General features: G+C 67.4%; 19 protein-coding genes. 7 read left to right on the top strand and 12 right to left on the bottom strand.

The genetic code is table 11. The annotated features are described in order from the left end of the window. The 3 genes from A5733_RS17125 to A5733_RS17115 form a co-directional block, all read left to right on the top strand. A partial coding sequence (locus A5733_RS17125) for a hypothetical protein (RefSeq protein WP_233152713.1) occupies positions 1 to 587 on the top strand: 587 nt, incomplete at its 5' end. Positions 588 to 629: 42 nt separating this feature from the next. Continuing rightward, positions 630 to 1,025, top strand: coding sequence for a hypothetical protein (locus A5733_RS17120; RefSeq protein ID WP_067770715.1), 396 nt, complete (start codon positions 630 to 632; stop codon positions 1,023 to 1,025). Further along, entirely contained in the window at positions 1,022 to 1,363 is a 342-nt protein-coding gene (locus A5733_RS17115) for a DUF3817 domain-containing protein (RefSeq protein WP_067770714.1), read from the top strand. Before A5733_RS17120 ends, A5733_RS17115 begins: the two co-directional genes overlap by 4 nt. Before the next feature lie 9 nt (positions 1,364 to 1,372). Here A5733_RS17115 and A5733_RS17110 read toward each other — a convergent pair whose 3' ends face one another. Further along, entirely contained in the window at positions 1,373 to 1,825 is a 453-nt protein-coding gene (locus A5733_RS17110) for a MarR family winged helix-turn-helix transcriptional regulator (protein WP_067770712.1), read from the bottom strand. A 47-nt stretch (positions 1,826 to 1,872) separates the two neighbouring features. On the opposite strand from A5733_RS17110, the gene A5733_RS17105 reads away from it, so the two are divergent. Continuing rightward, on the top strand, positions 1,873 to 3,087 hold the full coding sequence (locus A5733_RS17105; RefSeq protein WP_076240967.1) for a multidrug effflux MFS transporter: 1,215 nt from the start codon (positions 1,873 to 1,875) through the stop codon (positions 3,085 to 3,087). Here A5733_RS17105 and rdgB read toward each other — a convergent pair. The 11 genes from rdgB to clpS all read right to left on the bottom strand — a co-directional run bounded on the left by rdgB (position 3,084) and on the right by clpS (position 10,437). Then, positions 3,084 to 3,689, bottom strand: coding sequence for an RdgB/HAM1 family non-canonical purine NTP pyrophosphatase (gene rdgB, locus A5733_RS17100; RefSeq protein WP_076240966.1), 606 nt, complete (start codon positions 3,687 to 3,689; stop codon positions 3,084 to 3,086). The two genes, A5733_RS17105 and rdgB, sit on opposite strands and share 4 nt — an antisense overlap. Beyond that, the gene (gene rph / locus A5733_RS17095) at positions 3,690 to 4,469 is read right to left on the bottom strand and encodes a ribonuclease PH (protein ID WP_067770707.1); all 780 of its coding nucleotides are present in this window, start codon (positions 4,467 to 4,469) and stop codon (positions 3,690 to 3,692) included. An 18-nt stretch (positions 4,470 to 4,487) separates the two neighbouring features. Then, the gene (locus A5733_RS17090; RefSeq protein WP_067770705.1) at positions 4,488 to 5,255 is read right to left on the bottom strand and encodes a cyclic nucleotide-degrading phosphodiesterase; all 768 of its coding nucleotides are present in this window, start codon (positions 5,253 to 5,255) and stop codon (positions 4,488 to 4,490) included. Between the two features lie 64 nt (positions 5,256 to 5,319). Continuing rightward, the gene (murI, locus tag A5733_RS17085; RefSeq protein ID WP_067770703.1) at positions 5,320 to 6,144 is read right to left on the bottom strand and encodes a glutamate racemase; all 825 of its coding nucleotides are present in this window, start codon (positions 6,142 to 6,144) and stop codon (positions 5,320 to 5,322) included. Beyond that, the gene (locus A5733_RS17080; protein ID WP_076240965.1) at positions 6,141 to 6,815 is read right to left on the bottom strand and encodes a rhomboid family intramembrane serine protease; all 675 of its coding nucleotides are present in this window, start codon (positions 6,813 to 6,815) and stop codon (positions 6,141 to 6,143) included. The genes murI and A5733_RS17080 overlap by 4 nt, the downstream gene beginning before the upstream one ends. 10 nt (positions 6,816 to 6,825) lie before the next feature. After that, complete coding sequence (locus A5733_RS17075; RefSeq protein WP_067770698.1) at positions 6,826 to 7,797, bottom strand: cysteine synthase; 972 nt, start codon at positions 7,795 to 7,797, stop codon at positions 6,826 to 6,828. Positions 7,798 to 7,799: 2 nt separating this feature from the next. Then, positions 7,800 to 8,072, bottom strand: coding sequence for a MoaD/ThiS family protein (locus A5733_RS17070; protein ID WP_076240964.1), 273 nt, complete (start codon positions 8,070 to 8,072; stop codon positions 7,800 to 7,802). Between the two features lie 11 nt (positions 8,073 to 8,083). Beyond that, positions 8,084 to 8,500 carry a Mov34/MPN/PAD-1 family protein gene (locus A5733_RS17065; protein ID WP_076240963.1) on the bottom strand — a complete coding sequence of 139 codons (417 nt, stop codon included), beginning with the start codon at positions 8,498 to 8,500 and terminating at the stop codon, positions 8,084 to 8,086. Between the two features lie 12 nt (positions 8,501 to 8,512). Continuing rightward, on the bottom strand, positions 8,513 to 9,532 hold the full coding sequence (locus A5733_RS17060) for a P1 family peptidase (RefSeq protein WP_076240962.1): 1,020 nt from the start codon (positions 9,530 to 9,532) through the stop codon (positions 8,513 to 8,515). 5 nt (positions 9,533 to 9,537) lie between these two features. Beyond that, entirely contained in the window at positions 9,538 to 10,116 is a 579-nt protein-coding gene (locus A5733_RS17055; protein WP_076240961.1) for a DUF2017 domain-containing protein, read from the bottom strand. Positions 10,117 to 10,122: 6 nt separating this feature from the next. Next, on the bottom strand, positions 10,123 to 10,437 hold the full coding sequence (gene clpS / locus A5733_RS17050) for an ATP-dependent Clp protease adapter ClpS (RefSeq protein WP_067770687.1): 315 nt from the start codon (positions 10,435 to 10,437) through the stop codon (positions 10,123 to 10,125). Positions 10,438 to 10,501: 64 nt separating this feature from the next. On the opposite strand from clpS, the gene A5733_RS17045 reads away from it, so the two are divergent. From A5733_RS17045 to A5733_RS17035, 3 genes are all read left to right on the top strand, one after another. Next, positions 10,502 to 11,812 (top strand): nicotinate phosphoribosyltransferase, encoded by a 1,311-nt coding sequence (locus tag A5733_RS17045; protein WP_076240960.1) that lies wholly within the window; start codon positions 10,502 to 10,504, stop codon positions 11,810 to 11,812. Continuing rightward, complete coding sequence (locus tag A5733_RS17040) at positions 11,809 to 13,854, top strand: ATP-dependent DNA helicase (RefSeq protein WP_076240959.1); 2,046 nt, start codon at positions 11,809 to 11,811, stop codon at positions 13,852 to 13,854. The genes A5733_RS17045 and A5733_RS17040 overlap by 4 nt, the downstream gene beginning before the upstream one ends. A gap of 90 nt (positions 13,855 to 13,944) precedes the next feature. Next, entirely contained in the window at positions 13,945 to 15,387 is a 1,443-nt protein-coding gene (locus A5733_RS17035) for a neutral zinc metallopeptidase (RefSeq protein WP_076240970.1), read from the top strand. The last annotated feature ends 8 nt before the right edge of the window (positions 15,388 to 15,395 follow it).

The raw sequence follows: 15,395 nt of genomic DNA, 5'->3' as shown, positions 1-15,395 counted from the left end.
CAGGCAGACTCAACCTCGTAAACACCTGCTCACTTTTCAACCGGAGCAGGCTGCGCAGGATTCAACCGGAGCCGACAGACGGATGCATCTCGCAGCACCCGCGAGCATGGCGACTGAGAATCATGCTCGATAACAAGTATCCGGGAATCGTTGCGAGTTGCCGCACAGCCATCGACACCCTGATGCCTGGGCAGAATGCGTCGGTCGAGCAGCAACCAACTGCGTGCGTCGCGGTGTCGCTTTATAGCAAGCATTGGCCGTGCTTGTTTCCACAGCACGGCCCTGGCAAGAAGCACACCAGACCGATTCGGCTGGAGCCGTGGCAAGAAGCACTTGTCAGGAAGGCACCCGAAGATTTCGTGCGCGGCCTTATCCACAGCGACGGGTGTCGTGTCGTTGCCGATGACCGCGGAGTCAAGAGCATCCGTTATCACTTCTCGAACAGATCCGACGATATCCGCGACCTGTACTGCGCGGCGCTCGACCAGCTCGGTATCCCTTGGACGCGTCCCAGCCGCTACGACGTCGCGGTATACCGCAAGGCCGCCACCGCCCGCCTCGACGAGTTCATCGGCCCCAAGATCTAGTGCCGTGAGCTGGCCCGAAGCACCTCGCCGTACCATGGACGAATGTCCACTACACGGCGTAGGAGACCAGCCCTCATCCTGCTGGTGATCCTCGGCGCCGCCGGCTGCCTGGCACTGGCCTGGTGGCAGTGGACGCGTTATGAGTCGGCCTCGGGCACCTTCCAGAATCTTGGCTATGCGCTGCAGTGGCCGATGTTCGCCGGCTTCTGCTTCTACGCGTATTACAAGTTCGTCCGCTTCGAGGAAGCTCCGCCGGAACAGCCGAAGGATGAGATCACCGAGATCCCCGCGGGCCTGCTACCGGAACGGCCCAGGGCCGCAGCCCAGGACGCAGTCGACGATGCCGGTGATCAGACCCTCGCCGAATACAACGCCTACCTTGCCGAGCTGGCCAAGTCCGATGCCCAGCCCGAGAAGAAAGACAGGACCGACAGATGACCGAACCGCAGGCCGTCACCACACCTAAGGAGACCATCCGCAAGGCGTTGTTGGGTTACCGGGTGTTCGCCTGGGCGACCGGCCTGTGGCTGATTGCGCTGTGCTACGAGATGGTGCTCAAGTACATCGTGCAGGTCGACAACCCGCCGGGCTGGATCGGCGTCGTCCACGGCTGGGTGTACTTCATCTACCTGCTGTTCACGGCCAACCTGGCCGTCAAGATCCGCTGGCCCATCGGCAAGACGATCGGCACACTGCTGGCCGGCACCATCCCACTGGTCGGCATCATCGTCGAGCACTTCAACTCGCGAGACATCAAGGAACGCTTCGACATCTAGCCCCGTCGGCTAGCTCATCGAAGCCAGCCGACCGAGCAACGGCGCGGCTTTGACCAACGTCGCGACCTCGTCGTCGGTCATCGTCGACAACTGATCGCGGACCCCGGCGGTCCACGCCGCGTCGATCATCTTCTTGTGCTCGGCAGCCCTGGCGGTCAGGTGCAACCGGATACAGCGGCGGTCGCGTTCATCGGGCGCGCGGTCGATCAAGCCACGCTCCACCAGTTTTCGCACGGTGGTACTGACGTTGCTGGGCTGTAGCCCCAAGGCGTGAGCCACCTCGGACACACTGATCCACGGATGGTCACCCACCGTGCGGATGACCTCGAACTCCGAGTGCGGCAACGGTTCCAGCCCGACCTGTTTTTCCCCGAATCGCCGCAACGACCAGGCAAGTGTGCGTACCGCGGTGGCGACGTCGCGCACATCACGCGTCGCTCTGGGTACCCGAACCGGCGTCATGTCGACTATATTACCTATAGTTTTATACATAAATCGTAAAGGTGTGAATGAGTACTCGAATCGACAACACCCCCACCCGGGCATCGGCCCTGCCGTTGAACTGGCTCGGGGTCCTTGCCCTGCTGACTGCCGTCGCACCGCTGTCGATCGACATGTACCTGCCGGGCTTCCCGGCCATGGCCGACGAGTTCGGCACCTCGGCCTCGGCCATCCAGTTCACGCTGACGTCGTTCATGATCGGGCTGGCCAGCGGGCAGTTGATCATCGGTCCGCTCTCTGACCGGTTCGGCCGACGGCCGTTGATGCTCGCCGGGACGTTCGTCTGCATCCTGGCCGGCATCGCGTGTGCCCTGGCCCCAAACATCGCCCTGCTGACGGCTTTTCGCTTCGTGCAGGGTTTCAGCGGAGCGGCCGGTGTGGTGCTCAGCCGAGCCGTGGTCGCCGATCGCGCGCACGGCGCGGTAGCGGCGCGAGCCTTCAGTTTGATGATGATCATCAACGGCGCCGCCCCGGTGCTCGCGCCTCTCATCGGCGGATCACTGATGGGTGTGATCGGTTGGCGCGGCATCTTCTGGATTCTCACCGGGCTCGCCGCGGCGATGTTCGTTGGCGTGGCCGTCGTGCTCCCCGAAACCCACCCGAAAGACAACCGCCACACCGGCGGCGTGGCCGCGATGCTGCGCGACGCCGGATCCGTGCTGACCAATCGCGGATACATCGGCTACACGCTGGCCTTCGCGTTCGGGTTCACGGTGATGTTCGCCTATATCTCCGCGTCGCCGTTCGTCCTCCAGAATGTGCTCGGGCTCTCGCCGTTGCACTACTCATTCGCGTTCGCCGCGAACGCGGCCGGCATCGTGATCGTGAACGCCGTCAACGCCAGGATCGTGGGCAGGTTCGGTCAACGTCGCCTGATGCACCTGGGTATCGGCCTGCTCGTGCTGTTTTCGGCACTGTTGGTGGTCGACGCCCTGCTCGGCCCGGTGCTGTGGGCGTCACTGGTGCTGCTGTGGGGTGCAGTCGCCAGCCTCGGTCTGGTGGCCGCCAACGCGACGTCGCTGGCGCTCGACGAAGTTCGCCACGCCGCCGGCACCGGTTCCGCGGTGCTGGGTGCGCTGCAGTTCGGCCTGGCCGCAGTGGTGTCGCCGATCGTGGGGCTCGGCGGCGATCACACCGCCCTGCCCATGGCGGTGGCCATGGTGGTCAGCGCCGTCATCGCCGCGGCGGCGCTGCTGCTGACCAGCCGGAGCGCGGCCGTCTAACCTCCAGCCAATTCCCGCAGCGCGGGCACCAACAATGCCAGCGCCCGGCCCCGGTGTGAGGCCGCGTCTTTCTCGGCCGGCGTCAGCTCGGCTGCGGTCAACGACGACCCCGAAGGCAGGAACACCGGGTCGTACCCGAATCCGCCGTCGCCGCGGGGCTCGCGAACAACCGCCCCGGGCCACTCTCCCCGCACCACCGTCGAACCGGACGAAGAAACCAAGGCACACGCCGACACGAACGCCGCGCCGCGGCGCTCGTCGGGCACGTCGCCCAGTTGCGCCAAGAGCAACGCTGTGTTCGCGGGATCGTCGCCGTGCCGGCCGGCCCAGCGGGCCGACAGCACGCCGGGCATCCCGTTCAACGCGTCCACTGATATCCCGGAATCGTCTGCCACACAGGGTATTCCGGTCGCGACAAAACCGTCCCGGGCCTTGGCCAGGGCGTTCTCCTCGAAGGTCGCCCCGGTCTCGGGCGCCTCGTCGTAGGCGGGCACGTCAGCCAGCGACAACAACTCCAGACCGACGATGCCGGCAGCATCGAGCACCCGCCGCAGCTCGGCCAGCTTCTTGGCGTTACGGCTTGCTACCAGAAGTGAGGGCACTCAGCTACCGAACGCTTTCTTGGGTGCCGGCCCCTCGGGCAGCACGCCGGGATACGGCAATTCCAGGGCCTCGCGCTGGATCACGAACAGTTGCTCGCAGGCCCCCAGCGCGGCGTCGAGCATCTTGTCCAGAGTGGAGCGAGGGAACGTCGCCCCCTCGCCGGTGCCCTGGATCTCCACGAGGGTGCCGGTGTCGGTGGCGACGACGTTCATGTCGACCTCGGCGCGGGAGTCCTCGACGTAGGGCAGGTCGACGCGGACGCGGCCGTCGACTACACCGACCGACACCGCCGCGATGGCACACGACAGTGGGCGTGGGTCCGAGAGCCGCCCGGCCGCAGCCAGGTACGTCACGGCATCGGAGAGCGCCACGTAGGCACCGGTGATGGCGGCAGTGCGGGTCCCGCCGTCGGCCTGCAGCACGTCGCAGTCGATCGCGATGGTGTTCTCCCCCAGCGCACCGAGGTCGATGCACGCCCGCAACGAGCGCCCGACGAGTCGGCTGATCTCCTGGGTACGGCCACCGACGCGGCCCTTGACCGATTCGCGGTCCGAGCGATCATGGGTGGCGGCCGGCAGCATGGCGTATTCGGCGGTGAGCCAGCCCTGGCCGGATCCCTTCCGCCAGCGCGGCACACCTTCGGTTACCGAGGCGGTGCACATGACGCGGGTCTGGCCGAACTCCACCAGTACCGAGCCGGCGGGATGTGAGGTGAAACCGCGGGTGAGGGTTACCGGGCGCAGCTCGTCGTCGAGACGGCCGTCTTCTCGCTTGGACACCCCGCCAACCCTAGCGGGTCAGTCGCGCGTGACGTCGAAGGTCTCGCCGCACACCACGGCGTGGACTGGGCCGTCGAATTCGGCCTTGGCTTCACTGATCACGTCCTCGCGCGAGGTCCACGGCGGAATGTGGGTCAGCAGCAGCTCGCGCACCCCGGCCTCGCGTGCCGCACGGCCGGCCTCGGTCCCGGACAGGTGCAGCTTCGGCGGGCGTGACGGATCGTCGGTCCAGGACGCTTCGCACAAGAACAGGTCCGCCCCGCGGGCCAACTCCACCAGCGCATCGCAATATCCGGTGTCGCCGCTGTAGACAAGGACAGCTCCGGACGGGTCGGTGAACCGCATGCCGTAGGACTCGGTGGGGTGACACACCAGGCGCGGCGTGACGGTGAGCGTGCCCAACTGCACCGGGGTGCGGTCCTCCCAATGACGGACCTCGAAGATGTCGGTGAAGTCGTCGATCTCGCCACCCTCGGGCGAGGATGCCGCCCCCAGACGCGACCATGTGTTGGCGGGGCCGTACATCAGGCCACGTTCGGTGGCCGGGCTGGGGTGGTACCGGCGCCAGACGAACAGGCCCGGCAGATCCAGGCAGTGGTCGGCATGCAGATGCGACAGCAACACGTTGACCGAATTCGGATCGGCGTAGCGCTGCAGCGCACCCAGGACGCCGCCACCGAAGTCGAGCACCATCGGGACCGTGTCTGGTGCGGTGACGAGATAGCCAGAGGCTGCCGAGTCCGGGCCGACAACGCTGCCGGAGCATCCCAGGATCGTCAATCGCACAGTGTCTAGCTTGCCATGCCCGATGTGCGCGTTGCCAAGACATCGCCGCTTTGGGCGACGGAGATCATTTTCCCGCCCCCGCGTGACGCCGAACCTGACGCGCCCCGTCCAGGCCCGGACCCAAAAATCGCGCGGCCAGAGTGGTGAACGCCTCAGGATCCCCGGTGGCCTCGAACACCCGTCGGGCCGGGCCGGATTCGTGGGGTTTCAGCAAATCGAGTTCGGTGAGCACCCGCAAAAGGTCCTTGGCGGTCTCCTCGGCCGAGGACACCAGCGTGACGTTGTCACCCATGGCCAACTGAATGAGCCCCGACAGCATCGGGTAGTGCGTGCAGCCCAGCACCAGAGTGTCCACCTCAGCGCGCTGCAACGGTTCCAGATACCCCTCGGCCAACCCCAGGACCTGGCGGCCGCTGGTCACTCCGCGTTCCACGAAATCGACGAACCGCGGGCAGGCCACCCCGAACACCTCGGTGTCACGCGCTGCGGCGAATGCGTCCTGATAGGCACCCGAGGCGATCGTGGCGGCGGTGCCGATCACGCCGATGCGGCCGTTGCGGGTGGCGGCCACCGCACGCCGCACCGCGGGCAGGATCACCTCGACCACCGGCACGGGTGAGTAGCGTTCCCGGGCGTCGCGCAGGCAGGCCGACGACGCGGTGTTGCACGCGATCACCAGAGCCTTGACCCCGCGGGCCACCAGATCGTCACCGATGGCCAGGGAGTGGGCCCGGATCTCCGGGACGGTCAGTGGCCCATACGGGCCGTTGCCGGTGTCCCCGACGTAGATGATGTCCTCATCGGGCAGCTGGTCGATGATCGCCCGGGCCACGGTGAGCCCGCCGACGCCGGAATCGAAGACGCCGACGGGCGCGAATCGGTCGTTCACGCCGTCAGACGCGGCGCAGCGGGGCGGTTCTTGACTTCGCGCGCCTTACGTTCCGGCCCGGACAGGAGGTAGGCGGCGACGACGCCCGCGACGGCCCCGCTGAGATGCCCCTGCCAGGACACCCCCGGGCTGCCCGGCAGCACCCCGAGCAGGACACCGCCGTAGACGAACAGCACCACGACGCCGATGACGATCTCCCACACATTGCGGGTGAAGAAGCCGAACACGATGAGAAACGCCAGCCAGCCGAAGATCAGACCGGAGGCGCCGATGTGCGTGCTCGTGCATTGCACGTTCACATAAGGACAGTGCAGGCCGATGTTGCCGATCAACCAGGTGCCGAAGCCGCCGAGAATCCAGATGATCGCGGTCGCGGCGATGAACCGTCCCATCCCGGCCAGCGTCATCAAGAAGCCGAGCACCAACGCCGGCACGGTGTTGGCGATCAAGTGCGGCCAACCGCCGTGCAACAGCGGCGCCCACAAGATGCCCCACAGTCCATCGGTCTGCAGCGGGCGGATGCCGTCCTGGTCGAGCCGATGCCCCATCACGGTGTCGACGATCTCGATCGCGTACAGCAGCACGACGAAGCTGATGATCGTCAGACCGCCGACGATCCAGGCCGGCCGCTTTTTGGGGCCGGCCCCCGAGAGCTGACCAGGGTTCGTCATATCCGACCGCTCACGCCCATAGCTGCCCTTCCAACGCGTCTTCGGCGTCATCCAGGCTACCGGCGTAGGCACCGGTCGACAGATACTTCCACCCGGCATCGGCCACCACGAAGGCGATGTCGGCACGCTCACCGGCCTTGATCGCCTTGGCCGCCATGCCCAGCGCCGCGTGCAGCACCGCGCCGGTGGAGATCCCGGCGAAGATACCCTCGCGTGTCACCAGATCACGCGTGCGCTTGACGGCGTCATAGGAGCCCACTGAGAACCGGGTGGTCAAGACGTCGGGGTCATACAGTTCCGGGATGAACCCCTCGTCGATGTTGCGTAGCGCGTATACGCCCTCGCCGTAACGTGGTTCGGCCGCCACGATCTGCACCCCGGGCACGTTCTCGCGCAGAAAGCGTCCGGTGCCCATCAGGGTGCCGGTGGTGCCGAGACCGGCGACGAAGTGGGTGATCTCGGGCAGGTCGGCCAGCAGTTCCGGGCCGGTACCGTGGTAGTGGGCATCGCTGTTCGCCGGGTTGCCGTACTGGTACAGCATCACCCACGAAGGGTTTTCCGCCGCAAGCTCTTTCGCGGTCGCCACGGCGGTGTTGGACCCGCCCTCGGCCGCGCTGAAGATGATCCGCGCGCCGTAGAGTTCCAGGATCTGGCGCCGCTCGATGGAGGTGTTCTCCGGCATCACGCAGATCATGTTGTAGCCCTTGAGCATTGCCGCCATCGCCAATGAGATGCCGGTGTTGCCACTGGTGGGCTCCAGGATGGTGGCACCCGGACTGAGCAACCCGTCCCGCTCGGCCTGCTCGATCATGCGCAGCGCGGGCCGGTCCTTGATCGAGCCGGTGGGGTTGCGATCTTCGAGCTTGGCCCACAGCCGCACATGCGGCCCGTCCTCACCGTCGTCCCAACGCGGCGAGAGGTGCTGCAGCCCGACCAGCGGGGTGTTGCCGAGGGCCTGCAGCAGAGAGTCGTGCCGGGTCATTCTTATCCGCCGGCGACCGCGGGCAGGATGGTGACCGAATCACCGTCGGAGAGCGCGGTGTCCAGGCCGCCGGAGAATCGGACGTCCTCGTCGTTGACGTAGATGTTGACGAAGCGGTGCAGCTTGCCGTTATCGACCAGCCGGTCGGAGATCCCGGAGTAGTTGGCCTCCAGGTCGTTGATCACTGCGGCGAGTGTGTCGCCGGACGCGGTGACCCGCTTCTGCCCGCCGGTGTGCGGACGCAGGATGGTCGGGATCGAAACGGTGACTGCCATGTCAAAGCTCCTTAGCTGTACTGCTCAACGATAGTGACGGGTTCCTCCGTGACGACGCCGTCGCGGATGCGGTAGCTGCGCAGCTCGTGCTCGCGCGGGTCGCGGGTGGAGATCAGGACGTAGTGCGCATCGGGCTCCGCGGCGATCGCGACGTCGGTGCGGCTCGGATAGGCTTCGGTGCCGGTGTGCGAGTGGTAGATGACGACGGGCACCTCGTCGGCCTCATCCATCGCCCTCCACACCCGCAACTGCTCCATCGAATCGAATCGGTAGAAGGTCGGCGACCGCTCGGCATTGACCATCGCAATGAACCGCTCGGGCCGGTCAGACCCCTCAGGCCCGGCGATCACGCCACATGCCTCGTCGGGATGGTCGGCGCGGGCATGCGCCACCATGGCCTCGACCAGATCCTGCCGGATCACCAGCACTGCTCACACCTCTCACTCGAACGCTCCGGGCAACATGTCACGGTAGGTCGGTATTCCGGCCACCGGCTCGGCGGCCAGCAGCCCGACCAGCACCGCGCGGGCCAGACAGTCCGCCGCGGCCGCCCCGACGCGGGTGACCAACGCCGTCTCCGGCGACATCGCCACCGGGGTCTTTTCATCCGGCTCGACGGTGACCGCGCCGGTCGCCAGCGCAAACACCGTATCGCCATCCAGTGGGGTGTGACACGGCGAGATGGTCCTGGCCAGCCCGTCGTGCGCGGCGACCGCCACCCGGCGACACCCCGCCGGGCTCAGCGCGGCGTCGGTGGCGACCACGGCGATGGTGGTGTTCAGCGGGCCGAGTTCACGATGCCGGCCGGCGTAGGCGGCGAGTTGGTCCTCCGGGGGTGCGACGAGGCCAAACTCCGCGATCAACGCGGCCATCCACGGCAGACCGGTGGCCGGGTCGACCACGTCGCCGGCGGCGTTGAGCACCACCAACGCCCCCACGGTGACACCACCGTCGAGCGTTACCGAGGCGGTGCCCACACCGCCCTTGAGCACCCCGGCACGCGCGCCGACCCCGCCCCCGACCGTGCCCAGCGCAAACTCACGGCCGGCCGCCTGAGCCGCCGCGTAGCCGAATTCGGCGGTGGGCCGGTTGGCCCAGCCACCCACCGGCAGGTCGAAGATCACCGCGGCGGGCACGATCGGCACCACGCCGCCGTCCATCGCCACGCCGCGCCCCTGCTCCTCCAGCCAGGTCATGACGCCGTCGGCGGCCGCCAGACCGTAGGCACTGCCCCCGCTGAGCACCACCGCGTCCACATGACGCACCGAGTTGATCGGATCGAGCAGATCGGTCTCGCGGGTACCTGGTGCGCCGCCGCGTCCGTCCACCGCCCCGACGGTGCCGGGCGGGGTCAGGACGACGGTCGAACCCGACGCCCATCCCGAGCCCAACGACGCGTCGGGGTCGATGCGGTGATGATGGCCGACCAGGATGCCGCCGACGTCGGTGATCGATCCCATTGCGCTCACTTCCCCAGGAGGCCCAACACGAGGTACTCCTGCAACACCGTCAGCCACTGGTAGACGTCGAGGTGCCCGGCCATGGGATGCTCGGCGGGGAGCTGATCCGCCCCCTCCGGGCCGATGTCGAGCATCGTGCCCAGGGCCAACCGGATGTCGTTGACCGCAGCCGCCCAGGCCTCGGCATCGTCCTCGGTGAGCTCGAACTTGCCGCCACCGTTCGGAATGGTGTCCGACAGACGTTGTGCGGCTTGACGTTTGGCGTCGATGATGGCCGGTTCATGCAGACCGCGCAGCGCGCTGTTGAGGCTTTCGGCAGTTCCCGAGCCGGCCGGGTGCTCGGTCTGCGGCCGGTAGAAGTCAGGCAGCAGGCGCCGCATCGTGGCGTCCTCGGGAGGCTCCGGATTGCCGGTCTTCATACCCGTGATCGTCTCGAGTTCGTCTGTGGGCCCGGATGATCCGCGCTCATCGAGCATGCCGAGCATCGAGAGGCTCAAGCTGGACAGCAGGGCCGCCTCGTGGGCTTCCAAGGCCGAACGGAACCGAAGACCATCGGCGGTCTCGACCCTTTTCCATTTGCGCACAGTCGATCAGCGGTCCTGTTGCATCGTGGCCCACAGGCCGGCGGCGTGCAGTTTGGACACATCGGTTTCCATCGACTCGCGGCTGCCTGCCGACACGACGGCCTTGCCCTCGTTGTGCACCTGCAGCATGAGCTTGGTGGCGTGGGGCTCGCTGTATCCGAACAATTTCTGGAACACGTAGGTGACGTAGGTCATCAGGTTGACCGGATCGTCCCAGACGATGGTCACCCACGGAGTTTCGCCGGCCGTATCTTCCCGTGGCGCCGCCCCGACGCTGCGTTCCTCGCGGGTCCCCGGTCGGACCTTCGCCGGTGTAACCATGGGCCCACAATACCGGCTGGGGTGCGCGATCTTCACACAGCGTTGAACAGCTACGGTTGCTGGTGTGACCGTCGCGTTGCTCACCGACAAATACGAGCTGACGATGCTCGCCGCCGCGTTGCGCGATGGCACGGCACACCGCCGCACCACGTTCGAGGTGTTCGCTCGGCGACTGCCCGAAGGACGTCGCTACGGCGTGGTCGCCGGCACCGGACGGTTCGTGGAAGCGTTGGCAGAGTTCACGTTCACTTCCCAAGAGCTCGACGCACTGTCGGATTTCCTGGATACGACGACGCTGGATTATCTGGCCGGGTACCGGTTCGGCGGCGACGTCGACGGCTACGCCGAGGGCGAGCTGTACTTCCCCGGATCGCCTGTTCTCTCCGTGCACGGCACCTTCGCCGAATGTGTGGTGCTGGAGACCCTCGTGCTGTCAATCCTCAACCACGACACCGCGATCGCGTCAGCTGCGGCCCGGATGGTCAGCGCCGCACAGGGGCGGCCGATGATCGAAATGGGTTCGCGGCGCACCCACGAGGCGGCCGCGCGCGCAGCGGCGCGGGCGGCCTATCTCGCCGGGTTTGGCGGATCGTCCAACCTGGCGGCCCAGCAGCGGTACGGCGTGCCGGCCCTGGGCACCGCGGCACATGCCTACACCCTGCTGCACACGACCGAGTCCGGCCCTGACGAGCAGGCCGCATTCCGCGGCCAGGTGCAGGCCCTCGGCGTCGGCACCACGCTGCTGGTGGACACCTACGACATCACCACGGGGGTGGCCAACGCGATCGCGGCGGCCGGTCCCCAGCTGGGTGCGGTGCGCATCGACTCGGGCGATCTGGGCGTGCTGGCCCGTCAGGTGCGCCAGCAACTCGACGACCTGGGCGCCACCGGCACAAAGATCGTGGTGTCCGGAGATCTCGACGAGTTCGCCATCGCGGCCCTGCGCGCCGAGCCCGTCGACAGTTACGGCGTCGGCACGTCGGTGGTCACCGGTTCGGGCGCCCCGACGGCCGGCATGGTCTACAAACTGGTCGAGGTCGACGGGATCCCGGTGGCCAAACGCAGCAGCCGCAAGGAATCCCACGGTGGTCGCAAACAGGCGCTGCGGCTGGCCAAGGCGTCGGGCACGATCGTCGAAGAAGTGGTCTACCCCTACGAGCAGCTGCCGCCGGACCCCGCCGAGCTCACCGCACGTCGGCTCACCGTCCCGCTGGTGAGCGGCGGCGTCCCCGTCGACGCACACGATCCCGTCGCCGCGCTGGCGGCCGGGCGCGAACGCGTCGCGGCGGGTTTGCACAGCCTGCCGTGGGACGGGCTCAAGCTCTCCCGCGGAGAACCCGCCATCCCCACCCGGGTCGTGCCACCCACGCCATGACGACCAAATCGAAGCCATCGCCTCAGGTGGCCAATGTGGTGACCAACCTTCTCAAGATCGCCGTCAAGGGTCTCGGCGGAACCAGCCGCCCCGGGCAGGTCCAGATGGCCGAGGCCGTCGCCTCCGCCTTCGAGACGGGCCAACACCTGGCTGTGCAGGCCGGCACCGGCACCGGCAAGTCACTGGCCTATCTGGTGCCGTCGATTGCGCGCGCACTGCAGACCGAACAACCCGTGGTGGTGTCGACGGCCACCATCGCGCTGCAACGCCAGCTCGTCGATCGTGATCTGCCACGGCTGGTGAATTCGCTGGCCGACGCGCTGCCCCGCAAACCCACTTTCGCACTGCTCAAGGGACGCGGAAATTACCTGTGTCTGAACAAGATCCACAGCGGCGCGGCGGCAGAGCCGTCAGATACCCTCCCCCAGGACGAGCTGTTCTCCCCCATGGCCGTCAGCGCCATGGGCCGCGACGTCCAGCGACTGACCGAGTGGTCTTCGGACACCGAGACCGGTGATCGCGACGAGCTCACCCCCGGGGTACCGGACCGATCCTGGTCTCAGGTCAGCGTCTCGGCCCGGGAATGTATCGGGGTGTCGCGGTGTCCGTTCGGCACCGACTGCTTCGCCGAGCGGGCGCGGGAAAAGGCCGGGGCCGCCGACGTCGTCGTCACCAATCACGCCTTGCTGGCCATCGATGCGCTGTCCGATTTCTCGGTGCTGCCCGAGTACGAGCTGCTGGTGGTCGACGAGGCGCATGAACTGGCCGACCGGGTCACCGGGGTGGCCACCGGTGAGTTGTCGCCGACGTCGATGGCGGTGGCACACCGCCGGATGGCCCGGTTGGTGGATGACGAACTGGCCCAACGCTTCGAGGCGGCGGTCGCGACGTTGTCCTCATTGCTGCACGAGGTCGACGCCGGCCGCATCGATGTTCTCGACGAGGAGTTGGGCACTTATCTGACCGCACTACGCGATGCGGCCAACGCCGCACGCACTGCCATCGACACCACACCCAGTGATCCTCAGGCCGCGTCGGCACGCACCGAAGCGGTCACCGCGCTCAGTGACGTCAGCGATACCGCCACCCGCATCCTCACCTCGTTCGTGCCACCGATTCCCGACCGCCTCGACGTGGTCTGGGTGGAACAGCCTGATCCCCCCAGCACCGGAGCCGCGCCGCGCACCGGGGCGCGGACCGTACTGCGGGTGGCCCCGATGTCGGTCTCCGGGCTGCTGCGCACCAGGCTGTTCGCCAACACCACCGCGGTGTTGACCTCGGCCACGCTCACCCTGGGCGGCAACTTCGACGCCATGGCCCGCAATTGGGGTTTGGGCGGTTACGGCGACGACGCCGAATCCGCCAAACCGGGATGGCGGGGCCTGGATGTCGGCTCACCGTTCAACCATGCCAAATCCGCAATCCTGTACGTGGCCAAGCATTTACCGGCCCCCGGACGGGACGGCACCGACACCCGCACCTTGGACGAGATCGAGGGCCTGATCACCGCGGCCGGGGGCCGCACCCTGGGCCTGTTCTCCTCGATGCGGGCGGCCAGGGCGGCCGCCGAGGTGATGCGCACCCGGTTGTCCACCCCGGTGCTCTGCCAGGGAGAAGACACCACTTCGGCTCTGGTGCAACAGTTTTCCGACGATCCCGAGACGTCACTGTTCGGCACCCTGTCGCTGTGGCAAGGGGTGGACGTGCCGGGCCCGTCGTTGTCGCTGGTCCTGATCGACCGCATTCCGTTCCCGCGCCCCGACGACCCGTTGCTCACCGCCCGGCAACGCGCGATCAGTGCCCACGGAGGCAACGGTTTCATGGCGGTCGCCGCCAACCACGCCGCGCTGCTGCTCGCCCAGGGCACCGGCCGGCTGTTGCGCCACACCGATGATCGCGGGGTGATCGCCGTGCTGGATTCCCGGTTGGCCACCGCGCGGTACGGCGGATATCTGCGGTCGTCACTGCCACCGTTCTGGTCCACCACCGACCCCGACCGGGTGCGTCAGTCGCTGCGGCGGCTGCGCGGCGCGGCCGGATAACCCAACTTCACCACGGCCGGTTAACTAGTCTGTGCGGCAATGACCCGCGCGGACGGTTGCGACCGCCAGAGTGCCCCGGAAGGCAGCGAGATGAGCAGACGCGCACTGGTTGCCATCGCTCTCGCGGGCAGCATGGTGCTGGCGCTGGCCGGCTGTTCGGCGTTGGTGGCCGGCACACCGGTCTCGGTGTTCAACGATCCTTTCTCGGTCGCCGGCATGCCCGCCACCGACGGCGCCAGCGGCCTGCGGCCCGATGCCGCCGAGCCCACCCGCACCGTGAAGAACACCGACGGCGGTGCGATGGACGAACTGGCGGCCGGGGCCGTCAGCGATCTCGAAGAGTTCTGGTCGGCCGTGTACTCGGAGGCATTCGACGGTGAATTTCAACCGGTGCGGGCCCTGATCTCCTGGGACGCCGAGAATTTCGACGGCCGCTTCTGCGGGATGGAGACCTACGGACTGGTCAACGCCGCGTTCTGCAAACCGGACCGCACCATCGGCTGGGATCGGGGCGTGCTGATCCCCGGCCTGCGCCGGCAGAACGGCGACATGGGGGCCGTCATGGTGCTGGCCCACGAATACGGGCACGCGATCGGGCAACAGGCCGGGCTGACCAACCGCAACACTCCCACCCTGGTCGCCGAGCAACAGGCCGACTGCCTGGCGGGCGCCTACATGCGGTGGGTGGCCCAGGGCGATTCCCCCCGGTTCACCCTCAACACCGGCGACGGGCTCAACAACCTGCTGGCCGCCGTCATCGCGTTTCGCGATCCGTTGCTCACCGAGGCGGAGGCCAGATACGGCATCGACGAACACGGGTCGGCGTTCGAACGGGTCTCGGCGTTTCAGTTCGGCTTCACCGACGGGCCCGCGGCCTGTGCGGCGATCGACGTCAAGGAGATCGACCAGCGGCGCGGCGAGCTTCCGGTCCTATTACCCGAGAACCAAAGTGGCGATCTGGACATCACCGAACGGTGGGTCCGCTCGATGGTCGACGCCCTCAACATCGTGTTCGAACCGGCCGAACCCCCGACGCTCAGTTTCCGGGCCGATGCCGCCGTCGACTGCCCGAGCGCGCGACCCAGCCCCCCGGTCTCCTATTGTCCGGACACCAACGCTCTTGTGGTCGATCTCGCCGAACTACAGGTCCTGGCCGCGCCACCGGACGACTTCGGTACCGGTGGGCTGGCCGGCGGAGACAACAACGCCTACTCGGTGCTGATCTCGCGCTACATGCTGGCACTGGAGCACGCCCGAGGTCTGGTGCTCGACAATGCCGAAGCCGCCCTGCGCACGGCCTGCCTGACCGGGGTGGCCACCGCCAGGATGATCAAGCCGGTACGGCTGCCCAACGGCGACACGATTCTGTTGACCGCCGGTGATGTCGACGAGGCGGTGTCGGGCATCCTCACCAACGGGCTGGCGGCCAGTGACGTCAACGGCGAGTCGGTGCCCTCGGGCTTCGCCCGCATCGACGCCTTTCGGGTTGGCATACTCGGGGACGAGGAGCGCTGCCTGCGGCGGTTCGCCTGACGCGGCCT

It is taken from the genome of Mycobacterium sp. NS-7484 (assembly GCF_001953975.1).
Taxonomy (GTDB): Bacteria; Actinomycetota; Actinomycetes; order Mycobacteriales; family Mycobacteriaceae; genus Mycobacterium.
This window is presented reverse-complemented; position numbering and strand designations above follow the sequence as displayed.